Genomic DNA, 16175 nt, shown 5'->3' on the forward strand with positions numbered 1-16175 from the left:
CCGCATACACAGCCGCGACTCTTTGTACCACTAAGAGTGTTTGCGGCTAATGGTAAGCCACTTCTCAACATCATGCAGTTCGATTTGAGCACGGTCTAATTGCGAAATGTACTCAACACCCTTGAAAGGGTTTTCGCGAGAGAACTGATCGAGCCTTTCGCTATGTCACCATCATTAACACGCTTGAAAAATCGTCCTAACCCTGCACTTTCATGCAAATGTTCGGCTTTGAATGCTAAACGCCCTTCATCGATAATTAGCTCGTAGTCTGGATCGAAATCCTGCACTGGGGCATTATCTTCAAAATACTTGATGAGCAGTGATTCCTGACAGTTTAGGCCATCGCCTGATACCTGTTGCTCTGAACTTACCCTGATATAGAGGTAACATTTTTTCATGAAAGACAATGCTCAAAAAAGTTTGCTTAAGCTCTACGGCATCAAAAATTGTGACACCATCAAAAAAGCACGCCGCTGGCTGGAAGAACAGGGTGTGGCTTATCAATTTCACGACTACCGCGCCGACGGGCTGGACGAACAGCAACTGCGTGGTTTTGTCGAACGCCTGGGCTGGGAGCCGCTGCTGAATACCCGCGGCACTACCTGGCGCAAGCTGGATGAAGCGCAGCGCACCGCCTGCGACAATGCCGATGCGGCCATCGCGCTGATGCTGGCTCAACCGGCAATCATCAAACGCCCACTGCTGGACGACGGCAACGGACACGCCCTGCTCGGCTTCAGTGCCGAAGGCTACCAGCAATTTATTTCCGAGGTGGCAGCATGATTTGCCCGGTTATCGAACTGGCTCAACAGTTGATTAAACGCCCGTCGCTCAGCCCGCACGATGAAGGCTGCCAGGCACTGATGATTGAGCGTCTGGAAGCCATTGGTTTTACCGTTGAGCCCATGCCGTTCGGCGATACCCTGAATTTCTGGGCCTGGCGTGGCGAAGGTCAAACGCTGGCGTTTGCCGGCCACACCGACGTGGTACCGACCGGCGACGAAAAACGCTGGGACAACCCGCCGTTTGAGCCAACCATCCGCGACGGCATGCTGTATGGCCGTGGCGCGGCAGACATGAAAGGTTCGCTGGCCGCGATGGTCGTGGCGGCTGAGCGTTTTGTGGCAGCCAACCCGCAGCATCGGGGCCGTCTGGCCTTCCTGATCACCTCCGATGAAGAAGCCAGTGCTACCCATGGTACGGTGAAGGTGGTAGAGGCGCTGATGGCGCGTAGTGAGCGCCTGGATTATTGTCTGGTCGGCGAGCCGTCCAGTACCGAACGTGTCGGGGACGTGGTAAAGAACGGCCGTCGCGGCTCGATCACCGCCAACCTGCACATTCACGGTATTCAGGGCCATGTCGCCTATCCGCATCTGGCGGATAACCCGGTACACCGTGCCATGCCGGCACTGAATGAATTGGTGGCGACCGAGTGGGATCGCGGCAATGAATTCTTCCCGCCGACCAGCATGCAGATCGCTAACGTGCAGGCCGGTACCGGCAGCAACAACGTGATCCCAGGCGAGATGTTCGTCCAGTTCAACTTCCGTTTCAGCACTGAATCGACTGACGCAACCATCAAACAACGCGTGGAAGAACTGCTCGAGCGCCACCAGTTGAACTACAGCATCGAATGGCGCCTGTCGGGCCAGCCGTTTCTGACCGCACGCGGCGCACTGGTGGATGCGGTGGTTAACGCCGTCGAACACTATTCTGAGCTGACGCCACAGTTGCTGACCACCGGGGGCACCTCAGACGGTCGTTTTATCGCCCAGATGGGCGCGCAAGTGGTTGAACTGGGGCCGGTCAACGCGACGATCCATAAGGTCAACGAATGCGTACACGCTGCCGACTTGCAGCTGCTCAGCCGCATGTACCAGCGCATCATGGAGCAACTGGTCGCATGATCACGCCAGAAATGCTGACCGGGCGCTCAACCGATCATCTGGTACCGCTCTGCGGTAACCACCGGTTGCAGCCCGCCGCCGTGGCCGCGTTCCTCGCCATGCAACAGGCGGCACTTGCGGCCGGGTTCGATCTCCAGCCCGCCAGCACATTTCGTGATTTTGATCGTCAACAGGCGATCTGGAATGGAAAATTCTGCGGGCAGCGCCCAGTATTAGATAAGGACAGTCGACCGATCGACATCACGCCACTGTCCGCCGCCGAGCGCTGTGAGGCAATCTTGCGTTGGTCGGCTTTGCCCGGTGCCAGCCGCCATCACTGGGGCAGTGACCTCGACGTCTACGATCCCTCACTGTTACCGGCAGGGCAAAAGTTGCAGTTGGAGCCCTGGGAATACCAGCATGGCGGCTACTTTTATCCGCTCAATCAGTGGATGACGGCGCATATGGCTGAATTTGGCTTTTACCGTCCGTTCACCGAAGAAGGTGACGGTGTGGCGGTAGAACCCTGGCATCTGAGTTACCGGCCACTGGCGCGTGAAGCCGAGCATCTGCTGACGCCGGCGCTGCTGCTGGCAGCCTGGAAAAATAAGGACGTTGCTGGTGCCCAATGGCTTGAAGAGCATTTGCCATCGATATTTTCGCGTTTTATACGCCCTGAAGGAAAGGAGTAAATATGGAATGGTTAGCTGACTACTGGTGGATCATCCTGCTGATTTTATTCGGCATGATTATCAGTGGGATCAAAGAGCTGCGCCGCGTTGACGTCAAACGCTATCTGGCCGATAAGCCGGAGCTGCCACCGCACCGCGATAACAACGCCGAGTGGGATAACGACGACGACTGGCCGAAGAAGAAATGATATCAGGGCGCATTTAGCGCCCTGAAGTTTATTTAAAAGCGATCAAATCGCCGCGTTTGCCGAACATCGCTTCATCCCAGTAGCGCTGAGGCACGTAGTAATGCAGCCGTTCGAGGGCATCGTTCATCATGCCCTGATTGATGGCGTGCCCCACGTCTTCTTCCACGTCCAGCGTGAAATCGACGCCAATAGCCTGCAGCTGTTCTGCCGCCGCTCTGGCATGTTGCACCGCAATCACCGCATCCTGTTCGCCGTGGATCAAGTGCACCACGCAATCACCGAACGCCCGCTCCGGCAGGCTGGCAAAACGTCCGCTGAAAGCCACTACCCGGCCGGCCAGTCTGGGTTCTGCCTTCAAGGCTTCCAGCGCCATGATTGAGCCCTGAGAAAAACCGACCAGTGCGGTGCCGGCATCATTCACGCCGCTCTGTTTCTGCCAGTAACGCACAGTTTCGACAAACTGTGGCATCACTTCAGCAATGCGCTCGGCGCGGTTTTCTTCGGTCACACCCTGCACCGAAAACCACTGACGGCCGCTGCCGTTACCGAAGGCAAAAGGGCCACCAATGCTGACCACCAGCGCCTGCGGGAAGTCTTTGGCAAAATAGCTGCCAATCTCGCCCATCGCCTCTGGGGTATCGCCAACACCGTGAAACAGCAGGATCAGCTGCGCAGCCGGGGTTGCCGGGCTCTGTACAACAAAATGCTCATGTTTCATCGGTGACTCCTCGTATTGATCAAATTCTGCCCGGCGCCAGTTGCCCGGGTTCCTGTCAACTACTATACGCCGCTGAGAATTCAGGAAAATCGGGTTTTATTGAGCAACATCTTCAATTTATTCCAACGATTGCGACCAATTGTGCCAGCGCAGGCAGTGCTGGGCATCAAGTTGCTCAAGCGCTAACCCCGCCTCCTGCCGCCAGCGGCGTAGCAAAGCCTTCTGGCCGCTGAAGCCAAGCAACGCCACGCAGCCCGCCGGCGTCGTTTGCTGTTGCAGATGCTGACGCAGTGCGGGCAGCGGCAAAGGACTGGCTAGCAGTAAACGTTGTAGCGCCCCCAGGCTGGCCTCAAGCGGCCGATGGGCGAAGGCGAACCCGGCAAGTTCGCGCCAGTCATCCTCACCCAACTGGATATCGCCGTCGTCACCGGTGATTTCCAGTTGCAGATCAATACGCGGCTGCAGCCAGCGCCAGTCACGCGCCAGATGCTTATGCGCCGCATGCCGCAGCGCCTCACCCTGCTCACTTAGCGGCAGGATGGCCATGGCGGTGTAACAACCGCTGCTGGCTTCCGTTTTGCTGCCGATGCGCACCAGTTCAAAACCACAGGATTGCCAAAAGCGCCACAGCGACTCGGTGTAACCAAAGCTGACCGAGAGGTAATCCAGCCCCTGCGTTTGCCGACGTTGCTGTACGATCAGACTGCGGGCAATGCCCTGCTGACGCAAAGCCGGTAATACCGCAATGCGGGTAATGCGCCGTGAACGCAGCGTCGGTGCCCACCACTGCCCGCCATGTGCCGCCAGCGACTGTGCCACCAGGTTGCCGCGCGGTCGCCGCCGCCCGGCCCAGACTTCGTGTGCCAGTTCGGCGCTCAGGCCGCCTTCCTCCACCAGCCACAGTGCGCCGATGACTTCATCTTCAACCTGCGCCACGCCAAAATGCATGCCGGGCGCGTCCATCAACCGCCGTAAATCAAGCGGTGAAGTGCGGTAATGGGCGCTGCTTAACAGGGCGTAAAAACGCATTAACCCTTGAGGGTCGGCACACAGCGCTCCTTGTTCTGTCTCGCTGATACTGACGGGTTTATTCGTCGCCGGCCAGAGTGGCAGTTCGTTGAACAACAGCGCGTTATCAATGACGCGTTCCAGCGCATCGCCCTGCGCCCAACGCATGGGCTGCTGTAACCCCAGCGACTGAAACGCAGGCAACCCCGCGCAAAATTTCAGTAAAAACCCCCGGCCGGTGCCTTCATAGCCCTGTACCGTGGTGGTCAGCAAAACTCGGGGGAAATGGCTAACCAGTTGTTGCAGCAACGGGCCGGGGATCGCCGCCGCTTCGTCCACCAGCAGCCAGCCCACGTCGCTGACGTCGTGTTCGCGACAATGGGCCAACAACGCGTCCGGTGCCCAAAATTGTGCGCGGCCCTGCGCCCATTCACCAGCGACCTCGGTAGCCGCTCGGCTGGGCCCGGTGATCCAGCAGGTGAGCGGCGTGTTCGCCACCAGCATACCCGCCACCGTTGACTTGCCGCGCCCACGGGCAGCGGTCAGCACCCAAATGCCTGACTCAGCGCCGAGTAATTGTGCCAGCAACCTTTGCTGCTCGGGAGTCGGCTGGCCATCCGGCGCTTGCCACTGCGGGCGTATTGGCAAGGGTGCCAAAGTCAGCGGCTCATCCTCTCGCCAGAGCGTGACTTCGTTGTCCGCCGCCAGGTGTTGCTGTAGATGGTGAATGAAATTAGGGGTCATGATCGGCTGCGGGCAATCGCTCCAGCGCAGGCTGTCGTGGTCCGGCTGCTGATGCCATTGTTGCCATGGTGGTGTCAGCAACAGCAACCAACTGCCGGCGCGCAGGGTACCGGCCAGCGCGGCCAGCGCTTCGACATCCAGGCCGCGGGTCGCATCAAACACCGCATGCAACCGCTCCTGCCCCAGCAATGTCCGTACCGCACCACTGGCCAGTGACGGCATAGCAGGCGGCGGATTTTCTCCCACCCACGGCCAGTCGCCCGGCAGGGTTGTCGCCAGCCGTTGTGCTTGCTGGCGACACCATTGCGGCTCGCCACTGAGCACCAGCAGGCGCCTGATGCCCTGCTGCTGCATAAGTTGTTGCATTGCCTGTAACATCAGGATCCAGACCTAAAAAAATGCCGGAGTCAGGCTCCGGCATGCATGTTAACGGGAAGCGAAGGTGTTGCAGGTGTTAGGATCACCGCTATCGAAACCCTGTTTAAACCAGGTGTAGCGCTGCTGCGAGGTACCGTGAGTGAAACTGTCCGGCACCACTCGTCCCTGGCCCTGTTGCTGCAAACGGTCGTCGCCGATCGCCTGCGCAGCGTTCAACGCCGCCTGCAAGTCGCCCTCTTCCAACATCTGTTGCTTCTCGGCATATTTGCCCCAAACGCCGGCAAAGCAGTCCGCCTGCAGTTCCATTTTCACCGACAGACGATTCACTTCCGCCTGGCTGGCACCCTGCTGCATCTGACGCACTTTAGGCTCAATGCCCAGCAGGTTCTGCACATGGTGGCCCACTTCGTGCGCCACCACATAGGCCTGGGCAAAGTCACCGCCGGCCCCCAGTTTGGTTTTCATATCCTGATAGAACGACAGGTCGATATACACCGTTTTATCGCCCGGGCAGTAGAAAGGCCCCATCGCCGCCTGACCGGTGCCACAGCTGGTGCGCGTTACGCCGCGATACATCACCAGTTTGGGTGGCTGGTAGGTTTTGCCCATGCGCTGGAAAACTTCTTTCCAGTTATCTTCGGTAGAGGCCAGCACCACCGAGGTAAATTTAGCCAGTTCATCGTCTTTTGGACTGATGCTGGCGCTTTGTTGTTGAGTTTGTGGGCTAACGTCCCCACCGTTCAACAGCGGCGAAAGATCGATGCCGTAATAGCCGGCCACCAGCACCACCACCAGAATGGCGATACCGCCCTTGCCGCGAGGCACGCGGAAACCGCCGCCACCGCCACCCAGACCTGAAGACTGCCCGCGACGATCCTCAACATTGTCACTTTCCCGACGCCCTTGCCAACGCATATGTAAACTCCAGATTAGGTTTTTGTCATGTTACGTAGATCATTATAAATGCTCAGCGGCAAAGGAAATGTAGAATTTTTCTGGAAATGCAGACAGAAGGAACAGACGGCGGGGAAAGTCAGGAAAATGACGGGGCCGGAGAGACCCCGTATAGCGAGAAAACGCTTAGTCGAGTTTGACGCCGATGCGGCGAGCCACTTCTTCGTAGGCTTCGATCAAGCCACCCAGGCTCTGACGGAAACGGTCTTTGTCCATCTTGTCCAGGGTGTTTTTGTCCCACAGGCGGCTACCGTCCGGTGAGAACTCATCACCCAGCACCACTTCGCCATTGAACAAGCCGAACTCCAGCTTGAAGTCGACCAGGATCAGGCCGGCATCGTCAAACAGCTTGCTCAGCACGTCGTTCGCCAGGTAGCTCAGCTCACGCATGCGTGCCAGGTGCTCTTTGTTCACCCAACCAAAGGTTTCACAATAGGACTCGTTGACCATTGGATCGTGCATCGCATCGTTTTTCAGGAACAGGTCAAACAGCGGCGGGTTCAGTACCAGTCCTTCTTCAATGCCCAGACGCTTCACCAGTGAACCGGCGGCACGGTTGCGGATCACACACTCGACCGGCACCATGTCCAGCTTCTTCACCAGCACTTCGTTGTCTGACAGCAGGCGTTCCATTTGCGTCGGGATACCGGCTTCTTCCAGTTTGCTCATGATGAAATGGTTGAACTTGTTGTTCACCATGCCTTTGCGATCAAACTGCTCAATGCGCTGACCATCCAGTGCTGACGTATCGTTGCGGAACTCCAACACCAACAGATCAGGGTTTTCGGTGGTGTAGACGGTTTTTGCCTTTCCGCGATACAGCTCAGCTAGCTTTTGCATCTTAGTTACTCCAATAAAAAATTGTTTTAAAAACGCTGCAAGAATGATGGGTATATTGTGCCAAATATGCGACGCAAACGATACCGTAACCATCAAAGAAAAAGGGGCCTTGGCCCCTTTTCAGTTACTTAACGCTGGTTTTACTGAATGCTGACTGGAATGCCGCAACCAACCCGTCGTTTTGCGACTGGGTCAACGGCTTCCCTTTAGGATCGATAAATTGCAGGCTGGAACGGTTGTTCAAGTCACCCACCTGCAGTTTGTAATCGCCTTCTTTCAGCTCAGGATCCTTGACGCCCAACGCATCCCAATCGCTGCTGCTCAGGGATTTGTAGGTTACGGCAACGGTACCTTGCGGACGGCTGCGGTCACCCACTTTCATCCCCAGTTTTTCCAACGCCGCCGGCAGACGATCCCACACCACGGTGTACGGACCGCGCACTACCAACATTGGCAGACCGGTATCATCTGCGCCGCTCTGCACGTCCAGCGTGCCGAAACGGTTGGCAGACTGGTTGCTCGCCAGGTTGTCCTGCTTGTCCAGGCCTTCAACCAGAGTGTTCATCATCATGCCGTTGTAGCGCTGCACTTCCGACGGGTCGGTAATCTGCTCGGTTTTACCCTGCTGCTGCAGGCCGACGGTCTTCACCACCAGCGCCTGCTGGTAACCCTGCTGCTGTACGCTGATCTGGTAGCGGCCTTCGTACTGGTTGTCTTCATCCAGACGGTTCCACTTCACCCAGTCGGTGGTCAGGGTCTGAGTAGCGTCCTGACGTGAGGCGATCGCAATGTTTTTCGTTTGCAGCATGCTGGTCACGCGTGACCACAGGTTCTGGTTCTGCGGGCTGTTTTCCAGCAGCAGCGTGCCGCTGTCGCCGGCATATTGCGCACGTGAACCGCTCAGCAAGGCCAGTGGCTGTACTGGCGGACGAATATCCAGTTGCTTGCCGACGCCGCCTTTCAGCGTGGTGGCCGGAACATCATAATTACCGCTTTGCACCGGCAGGATCATACCGGCTGGTGCGTTCAGTGGCTTGAGCACCGACGCATCGAGGTAAGACTCATCGCCGCTCACCTGGCGTTTGTAACGCTGATCGGTGGTACAACCCACCAGCATCATCACCAGCGAAATACCCACGACTTTTGCTACCGTCGACTTTTGCAATGAATAAACCATCAAATTTCCCTTAGAGTTACAGCAAACCGGCGCTTTTCAAGGCGCGTTCCACTACCGGACGGGCAGCGTCGGTCAACGGCGTCATAGGCAGACGCATCGTATCGGTTGCCATCAATCCCAATGCCTTACAGGCCCATTTCACCGGGATCGGGTTTGCTTCTACAAACAAATCCTGATGCAACGGCATCAAGCGCTGATTTAAGCGGCGTGCCTCAGCAAAGTTACCCTGTGCTGCCAGCGCGCAAAGTTGCGCCATTTCACGCGCCGCCACGTTGGCCGTCACGGAAATCACCCCTTTGCCGCCCAGTTGCATGAAATCCAGACCGCTGGCGTCATCGCCGCTCAGCAAAATGAAATCTTCATCATCAACCAGCACTTGGATCTGACTTACACGACTTAAGTTCCCTGTTGCCTCTTTAACAGCAACAATATTCTTAATTTTTGCTAAACGCGCGATCACCGGCGGCAGCATGTCACACCCGGTGCGCGAAGGCACGTTATAGAGGATCTGTGGCAGCGCGGTGCTTTCGGCAATCGCCTTGAAGTGCTGATACAGCCCTTCCTGAGTCGGTTTATTGTAGTAAGGCGTGACCGTCAGACAACCCACTACGCCGGTATTTTCGAAGCGTTGGGTCAGCGAAATGGCTTCAGCGGTAGCGTTGGCGCCGGTACCGGCGATCACCGGAATGCGGCCAGCGGCCAGTTCCAGCGTCTGCAATACCACGTCAACGTGCTCGTCATGGGCAAGCGTTGCTGACTCGCCGGTAGTCCCTACGGAAACGATAGCCGCAGTTCCACTGGCTACATGATAATCAATCAATTTTTTTAGGCTCGCGCGATCGACAGCACCTGTGTCGTCCATCGGCGTAACCAGTGCAACAATACTTCCCGTAAACATTGGCCGTCCCCTCCACAAACAAGTCACTCATGGTACTTTTGCTGCCTATCCAAAAGCAAGCAAACAACGGTGTTGTAAGCGCTTGGCAGGCGGTTTTTTTTATGTTTACCATGGTAACCCCATTGTGCACGACAGGAAGCTCCATTTTGCCTAAGCCAGATGAACACTATCTCGTGATTACCGCGCTCGGTACCGACCGCCCCGGGATCGTCAATGCCATCACCCGCCACGTCAGCAGTTGCGGATGCAATATCGAAGATAGCCGTCTGGCCATGCTGGGTGAGGAGTTCACTTTCATCATGCTGCTTTCCGGCAGTTGGAACGCCATTACCCTGATCGAGTCCACCCTGCCGCAAAAAGGCGCGGAGCTGGAACTGCTGATTGTGATGAAGCGCACCAACTCGCACGAAAGGCCGCCGATGCCGGCCACGGTGTGGGTACAGGTTGAGGTGAAGGATTCACCGCACATCATTGAACGTTTTACCGACCTGTTTTACTCCAGCCAGATGAACATTGCCGAACTGGTGTCGCGCACCCAGCCGGCAGAAACTGACCTGCCACCCCAGCTCCATATCCAGATCACCGCACACAGCCCTGGCAATCATGATGCATCAAATATTGAGCAAGCCTTTCATCGCCTATGTACAGAATTGAAAGCACAAGGCAGTATTAGCGTTGTGAACTATCCACAGCATGATGAGAAAGATGGAGAGTAGTGATGACCCCATTGAAAGCCGGTGACACAGCGCCAAACTTTAGTTTGCCTGACCAGGACGGTGAGGAAATTAATCTGGCCGACTTCCAGGGACAACGAGTACTGGTTTATTTTTATCCCAAGGCGATGACGCCGGGCTGTACCGTACAGGCCTGCGGTTTGCGGGATAACATGGATGACTTGAAAAAAGCGGGTGTCGAAGTTCTGGGCATCAGCACGGATAAACCCGAAAAACTGTCGCGTTTTGCCGAGAAAGAGTTGTTAAACTTCACGTTGTTGTCTGATGAGGATCACCAGGTAGCACAGCAGTTTGGCGTTTGGGGTGAGAAAACCTTTATGGGTAAAACCTATGACGGCATTCACCGCATCAGCTTCTTGCTCGACGGCAAGGGCAAGGTTGAAAAAGTGTTTGATGATTTCAAAACCACCAATCATCACGACATCGTTCTGAGTTACCTGCAGCAATAATTTATACGAAGCGCAGCGGCCTGCTGCGCTTCGTTATTCCTGCCTATTCCTGTTCCGTTTCCACCCGCAGTTCGTCCGGCCAGGCGTGGATCACCGCCTTCACCAAAGTCGCCAGTGGGATAGCAAAGAACACGCCCCAGAAACCCCACAGCCCGCCGAAAATGATCACCGACAGAATAATCACCAACGGATGCAGGTTGACCGCCTCAGAGAACAGGATCGGCACCAGCAGATTACCATCCAGCGCCTGCACCACCAGATAAGCGACGATCAGCGTCCAGAAGTCGGCGCCGATACCCCATTGGAACATCGCCACCACCACCACAGGAATGGTTACCAGCACCGCACCGATATAGGGGATCAGCACCGAGACACCGACCAGCACCGCCAGCAGCAATGAATAGCGCATGTCCAGAACAACGAACACCAGATAGGTCGCTATGCCGACAATCACCATCTCCAGCACCTTGCCGCGAATATAGTTGGTGATTTGCTGATTCATCTCGATCCATACCTGCCCGGCCAGCCCGCGATTCCGTGGCAGCACGCGGCGCACCGCGTTGAGCATTTGCTCTTTGTCCTTCAGCAAGAAGAACATCATCATCGGCACCAGGATCAGGTAAATCGCCAGCGTCAACAGCCCAACCAGCGAAGCCAGTGAGAATTTCACCACCGACTCCCCCATGCCCGACAAACGCCCACGCAGGTTTTCCGCCATCATATCGATGATACCGGCATCCACCAGCGCCGGATAACGCTTCGGCAGCGTCGCGGCAAAGTTATAGAACTGATTGAGCATACCCGGCAGATCGGTCATCAGGTTGATACCCTGTTGCCAGGCGGTCGGCGCCACCACAAACACCAGCAGCATCGCAATACCGGCAAACATGATCATCATCATGCTCGCCGCCCAGTTACGCGAGCAACCAATACGCTGCAGCCGTGCGGTCGGCCACTCCAGCAGATATGCCAGTACGATGGCCACCAGCAGTGGAGTCAGAATGCCATGCAGAAAATAGAGAATGAGGAATCCGGCAACCAGGATCACCAACAGCGCGATGGCCTGCGGATCGGTAAAACGACGGCGGTACCACTGTAATAACATCTCCAGCATCAGAGAGTGCTCCTAGAGGTTTGACTGGCAGGCATTGCTGTTCCTGTGATGGAGTATTTTTTAACTTATTGCTCCCCCAGCACAAAGCGGGGGGCTTCAGGCGTATGGTTGTACCATGCCAGCCATCTGCCAGCCAGCGATTGTCAGTACAGACAAGGGGAAAGACAATTATCGATTTAATGCGGGGAAGGTAGAGCGGCGGTTTAACTGCGAGTCAAACCGCCGCTATGGCCTAAGGCCGGTGGTTATCAGAAATCGTAAGTTACGGAGACTTTAGCGGTACGCGGTTGCCCCTGGAACAGATAGGTGCCATAACTCTCTACACCAGACCAGTATTTCTCGTTAGTGACGTTATCCACGCCGACACGCCATACCATACTGTTTTTATCCTCGTTCAGGCGCATGCGGTAACGCAGACCGAGGTCCAGAGTCGTATAGCTGTCCAGTTTTTTGGTATTGGCCGCATCGGCGTACTGAGATCCCGTGTGTCTCACCTTGGCAGTGGCTGTCAGGCCATCAACCGGTTTGATGTCATACTCGGCACCCAACACCATGTAGAAACGCGCCACGCCAATCGCATCATTACCTTCATTCACGCCGCCCTGGGTTTTAGTCAACTCAGGTTGAAGCCAGGTCGCGCTGCCGTTCAGGCGCACACCAAACGTCGGTTCACCAAACACATTCAGCTCTACGCCACGATTACGTTGCTCACCATCCAGCACATAGTTGCCACTGTCGTTGAGGATGGCGGAAGGTTTCTTGATTTCAAACAGCGCCAGCGAGCCGCCTACGCGCTCGAAATCGACCTTCACCCCCACTTCATTTTGCTTGGAGCGGGCAATGCCGGTGCTCTGACCATAGTTGTTGGCCCCCTGCGGCGCGTTGTCACCAGGTTGCAGCGCCTCAGTATGGTTGGCGTACAGCGACACTTCTTCCCACGGCTTATACACCAGGCCAAATGTCGGCATCCAACGGCTTTGGGTATAGCGAGACGAAGTATCCTCCAGGCCGGTGGTGTTACTGTAGTTGCGCACGACCACTTTCTGATGGCGTGCCGCCGCGGTAAACAGCAATTGATCGTTGAAGAAGCCCAACGTATCGCTGAATAGCCAGCCCTGAGTCCGATTACGGGCGGTGGTTAACGGATCGGAGTAGTTGCCGCCAAAGTAGGCATTATCCGGCACCGGGACATCGTGATTGTCATAAATATTGGTCGTGGGATTGTTGGCCGACATACGCCAGGCGGTCTTGTCACTTTTGATCTGCGCCGAGTAACCGACGTTCACCTTATGCGACACGTCCCAGGTGTTGAATTCGCCGCTAATGCCTGCCATGCCGCTGAACGCGTCGATAATGCGGTTAGTATCCAGGCGCCCGACCGTGGCGTCACCATCGGCGTTAATCAACTTCGGTGCGCTGTAAAGACCGGTTTCATGGGCATGCTGTGCACCCAATCCCACGTAAGCCTTCCAGCTTTGCGTGAGGTCATATTCCGCTTTCGCCATACCGAACTCGTTTTCGATATCGCTGTAGCCCCATTTCTGGCTGTAGTTCTTGGTCGGGTCCGGCACGGCGGGAATAAAATCAACGCCGCTGACGTTGAGCCCCATGGTCCCGCCATGGAAAGTCTTTTTCTGATAGCCGAAGTCCAGTGAGGTGCGGAAACGATCGCCACGGTAATCCAACCCCACGGAGGCCAGGGTTGTGCGACGTTTATCGTCGTTAACCGCCGTTTCACCTTCGCGATGAACCAGGTTTACGCGAGCGCCGAACTGGTTGTTGTCACCAAAGCGGCGCCCCAGATCCAGCTTGCCGCCGACTTGCGAATCAGAAGTGTAATCAATGCCTACCTGGGTCGTTGGCGTATCTTCCGCACGTTTGGGTTCGAGGTTGATCATACCGCCTACTCCGCTGCTGGCTACGCCATTCAGCAGGGCATTGGCGCCTTTGAATACTTCCACGCGTTCCAGCATTTGGGTATCCATCACCTGGCGTGGAACCACTCCCGCCAGACCGCCCATGGTCATGTCGTCGCCATCGAGCATAAAACCGCGAATACGGTAGGTTTCGGCAAAGTTACCGTAGCCCTGTACCGCCTGAACGCCCGCGTCATTGCTGATGACATCGGCAATGGTTTTCGCCTGCTGATCTTGTATCAGCTTCGCGGTATAGCCAACGACGTTAAACGGCACGTCCATGGCTTTTTGCTCGCCGAGCATCCCCAACCGCCCGCCATGCGCAATTTGCCCATCCAGATAAGCGGGCACCAGGTCATCACCGCCGGCTTTAAAATCGCTGTCTTTGCTGGCTTCAACCACCAGGGTTTCTTCCTGACTTTTTTTACTGCTCTCTGTGGGTGCGGCCAGCGCCCCCTGACTAATCGCGCCGATAGCCAGCGCCAATAGCGTCAAGCGCTGCGGAAAAGATGTTGAACTGGTGTTATGCATAATTCACTCATAGATGAGGATAAGTGGAACAAAAATGGCCCGTTACCGAGCCGGTGTGGCTTATTTATTCAAATCAATGCGAACAACGCTGTCCGGGCCTTTGGTCGAATGATCTTTATTAAATACCTGCTTAACGGTGACATACAGGGTCTGGCCGTCTGCAGAGAGCGACAGGCTGTTTGGATTCGGCGGCAACGCCCAGCTCTGTTTCACCGCATAGGTGGTGGCGTTGAGACTCAACACCTTGCCGGATTCGCGCTGCGAGATATAAATTTCGTTACGTTTCGCATTGAACAACACCGCCAGCGAATCGCCGACATCGAGCTGTTTCAACAAATTACCGCTATGAATATCCAATACCAGCGTGGTTTTAGCTTTTGAATTGTCGGTCACAAACAGTCGGCCGGTGTCGCTGTCTTCCGTGAGGTTAAGCAACAGCGCCGGCTTATCGCCAAGCGGCTTCCAACGTTTTTCGATGCAGTTGTTTTTCGGGTTAATCACCAGGATTTCCCCGCTGCCGTTCGCGGCATACAGGCGCTGGGTTTGTTGCGAGTAATGCAGGCCGGTCATCCATTTGCCGGTGTTTTTGATTCGCGCTTTTAATTTCAGCGTATTGGCATCAACCACCCAAATCAGCGCCGGATCGGCCACTGCGCCCACATACAGCGTATTTTCGTGTAGCAAGATCTGGCGCGCGCCATACGGCAGCCCTTTCTCGTTGCGTTCGCTAAACAGCAGACGACCTTTCACTTTGCCGTCAGCAGTATTGATAGCGCTGATACCGCCATCCAGAGAATTAGTCACATAGAGAGTTTTGCCATCAGGGGATATCTGCATGGCAAAGTTTTTCAGATCTGTGTGGGTCAGGCTAATCGTTTTCAGCGTTTTCGCATCCAGCTTATAAACCACCCCACCCTGCACATCTTTAAAACCTTCGGAGCTGGCGACATATAACGCATCACCCGCCGGAGCCAGTGCGATCTCATACAGACCATTTGCCAGTTCACGTTGAACACTATTGGCGGGTTGAGTCACCGGTGCGGCAGGTTGGGCGATTGGAAAAGCAGAGGGTTGCTTTTGTGTAACGCAGCCACTCAGCGCCAGGCTCATCACCAGGGCGAGCGCGGAGACTTTCATTTTCATCAGGGAAATCCTTGGCCATATAAAGTTATTGAGTGGTGGCTCTGCGGATTATTTTTTGGCTTTCCCATGACGAGAAATGAGCCCCACCGTCTGTCTCAGTGTTCCCTGTGGAGGGTATTTCACTTTTATGCATGCGAATAACAAAGAGAATAATAATCATACTCATTACATTTTATGCAAGCAAGCGTAAATGGCTGTCCCAATAGCCGCGTAAAGCCGTATGAACCCTCAGCAACATCAGGTGAATGCTCACACAACTCTTGCTGGACAGTGGCAAATAAAACGAGAAATGGTCATGCTGTACGGCAAGTTCATTATCATGTCTGACCAAGGGGAATTTATGTCAGTATCAGCTCGTAACCAGTTATCCGGTACCGTGTCTGCGGTCGCAAAAGGCGCCGTTAATGATGAGGTAGAAATCACCCTGCCGGGTGGAGAGAAATTGGTCGCCATTGTGACAGTGCAGAGCCAGCAATCGCTTGGTCTGGTCACCGGCAAAGAAGCCGTAGCGCTAATCAAAGCACCTTGGGTGATCCTGGCGTCTGAAGATTGTGGGCTGCGTTTTTCCGCCCGTAATCAGTTTGCCGGAGAAGTGAGTGCGGTGGAACAAGGAGCCGTCAACAGCACCGTACATATCAAAACGGATGCGGGCTTTACCCTGACCTCGGTGATTACCAACGAAAGCCTGCAGGAAATGGCATTGAAAAACGGGTCTCGGGTGATTGCGCTGATCAAAGCCTCATCCGTGCTGCTTGCCGTCAGAGCCTGACGGCATCCCCCTTGATATATCCGCCATCATGTCGGC

Annotated in this window: 16 protein-coding genes; 7 read left to right on the forward strand and 9 right to left on the reverse strand. The window is 55.5% G+C overall.

The annotated features are described in order from the left end of the window. The first annotated feature begins 396 nt into the window (after positions 1 to 396). Genes QOT07_RS18455 through QOT07_RS18470 form a run of 4 tightly spaced genes read left to right on the forward strand, consistent with a single transcriptional unit; the run spans position 397 to position 2766 of the window. Positions 397 to 783 (forward strand): ArsC family reductase, encoded by a 387-nt coding sequence (locus QOT07_RS18455; protein WP_099062573.1) that lies wholly within the window; start codon positions 397 to 399, stop codon positions 781 to 783. Beyond that, positions 780 to 1907 carry a succinyl-diaminopimelate desuccinylase gene (gene dapE / locus QOT07_RS18460; protein ID WP_099062574.1) on the forward strand — a complete coding sequence of 376 codons (1128 nt, stop codon included), beginning with the start codon at positions 780 to 782 and terminating at the stop codon, positions 1905 to 1907. Before QOT07_RS18455 ends, dapE begins: the two co-directional genes overlap by 4 nt. Next, the gene (locus QOT07_RS18465; RefSeq protein WP_099062575.1) at positions 1904 to 2578 is read left to right on the forward strand and encodes a M15 family metallopeptidase; all 675 of its coding nucleotides are present in this window, start codon (positions 1904 to 1906) and stop codon (positions 2576 to 2578) included. The genes dapE and QOT07_RS18465 overlap by 4 nt, the downstream gene beginning before the upstream one ends. 2 nt (positions 2579 to 2580) lie before the next feature. Next, a complete protein-coding gene (locus QOT07_RS18470; RefSeq protein ID WP_099062576.1) occupies positions 2581 to 2766 on the forward strand; it encodes a YpfN family protein in 186 nt (61 codons plus the stop codon). A 28-nt stretch (positions 2767 to 2794) separates the two neighbouring features. On the opposite strand, the gene ypfH is transcribed toward QOT07_RS18470, so the two are convergent. The 6 genes from ypfH to dapA all read right to left on the reverse strand — a co-directional run bounded on the left by ypfH (position 2795) and on the right by dapA (position 9483). Then, entirely contained in the window at positions 2795 to 3484 is a 690-nt protein-coding gene (ypfH, locus tag QOT07_RS18475; RefSeq protein ID WP_099062577.1) for an esterase, read from the reverse strand. Positions 3485 to 3601: 117 nt separating this feature from the next. Beyond that, entirely contained in the window at positions 3602 to 5614 is a 2013-nt protein-coding gene (locus QOT07_RS18480; RefSeq protein WP_099062578.1) for a tRNA(Met) cytidine acetyltransferase TmcA, read from the reverse strand. 48 nt (positions 5615 to 5662) lie between these two features. Then, positions 5663 to 6529, reverse strand: coding sequence for a KPN_02809 family neutral zinc metallopeptidase (gene ypfJ / locus QOT07_RS18485; protein ID WP_012146218.1), 867 nt, complete (start codon positions 6527 to 6529; stop codon positions 5663 to 5665). Between the two features lie 165 nt (positions 6530 to 6694). Beyond that, positions 6695 to 7408, reverse strand: a complete 714-nt coding sequence (gene purC, locus QOT07_RS18490) for a phosphoribosylaminoimidazolesuccinocarboxamide synthase (protein ID WP_085118101.1) — start codon at positions 7406 to 7408, stop codon at positions 6695 to 6697. A gap of 124 nt (positions 7409 to 7532) precedes the next feature. Then, positions 7533 to 8585, reverse strand: a complete 1053-nt coding sequence (bamC, locus tag QOT07_RS18495; protein WP_099062579.1) for an outer membrane protein assembly factor BamC — start codon at positions 8583 to 8585, stop codon at positions 7533 to 7535. 16 nt (positions 8586 to 8601) lie between these two features. After that, entirely contained in the window at positions 8602 to 9483 is an 882-nt protein-coding gene (gene dapA, locus QOT07_RS18500; RefSeq protein ID WP_099062580.1) for a 4-hydroxy-tetrahydrodipicolinate synthase, read from the reverse strand. A gap of 110 nt (positions 9484 to 9593) precedes the next feature. Between dapA and QOT07_RS18505 the strand changes: the two genes are divergently transcribed. Both QOT07_RS18505 and bcp read left to right on the forward strand, forming a co-directional pair. Continuing rightward, positions 9594 to 10199, forward strand: coding sequence for a glycine cleavage system transcriptional repressor (locus QOT07_RS18505; RefSeq protein WP_198404413.1), 606 nt, complete (start codon positions 9594 to 9596; stop codon positions 10197 to 10199). Positions 10200 to 10201: 2 nt separating this feature from the next. Further along, on the forward strand, positions 10202 to 10666 hold the full coding sequence (bcp, locus tag QOT07_RS18510; RefSeq protein ID WP_085118108.1) for a thioredoxin-dependent thiol peroxidase: 465 nt from the start codon (positions 10202 to 10204) through the stop codon (positions 10664 to 10666). 43 nt (positions 10667 to 10709) lie between these two features. Here the strand turns inward: bcp and QOT07_RS18515 are convergent, their stop codons facing one another. The 3 genes from QOT07_RS18515 to QOT07_RS18525 all read right to left on the reverse strand — a co-directional run bounded on the left by QOT07_RS18515 (position 10710) and on the right by QOT07_RS18525 (position 15370). Continuing rightward, the gene (locus QOT07_RS18515) at positions 10710 to 11780 is read right to left on the reverse strand and encodes an AI-2E family transporter (RefSeq protein WP_099062582.1); all 1071 of its coding nucleotides are present in this window, start codon (positions 11778 to 11780) and stop codon (positions 10710 to 10712) included. A 248-nt stretch (positions 11781 to 12028) separates the two neighbouring features. Then, positions 12029 to 14227, reverse strand: coding sequence for a TonB-dependent receptor (locus QOT07_RS18520; RefSeq protein WP_099062583.1), 2199 nt, complete (start codon positions 14225 to 14227; stop codon positions 12029 to 12031). Between the two features lie 60 nt (positions 14228 to 14287). Then, complete coding sequence (locus QOT07_RS18525; RefSeq protein WP_283603714.1) at positions 14288 to 15370, reverse strand: YncE family protein; 1083 nt, start codon at positions 15368 to 15370, stop codon at positions 14288 to 14290. Positions 15371 to 15710: 340 nt separating this feature from the next. Between QOT07_RS18525 and QOT07_RS18530 the strand changes: the two genes are divergently transcribed. Next, positions 15711 to 16139, forward strand: coding sequence for a TOBE domain-containing protein (locus QOT07_RS18530; RefSeq protein WP_099062762.1), 429 nt, complete (start codon positions 15711 to 15713; stop codon positions 16137 to 16139). The last annotated feature ends 36 nt before the right edge of the window (positions 16140 to 16175 follow it).

The sequence above is a fragment of the Serratia proteamaculans genome (genome assembly GCF_949794035.1).
GTDB lineage: Bacteria > Pseudomonadota > Gammaproteobacteria > Enterobacterales > Enterobacteriaceae > Serratia > Serratia proteamaculans.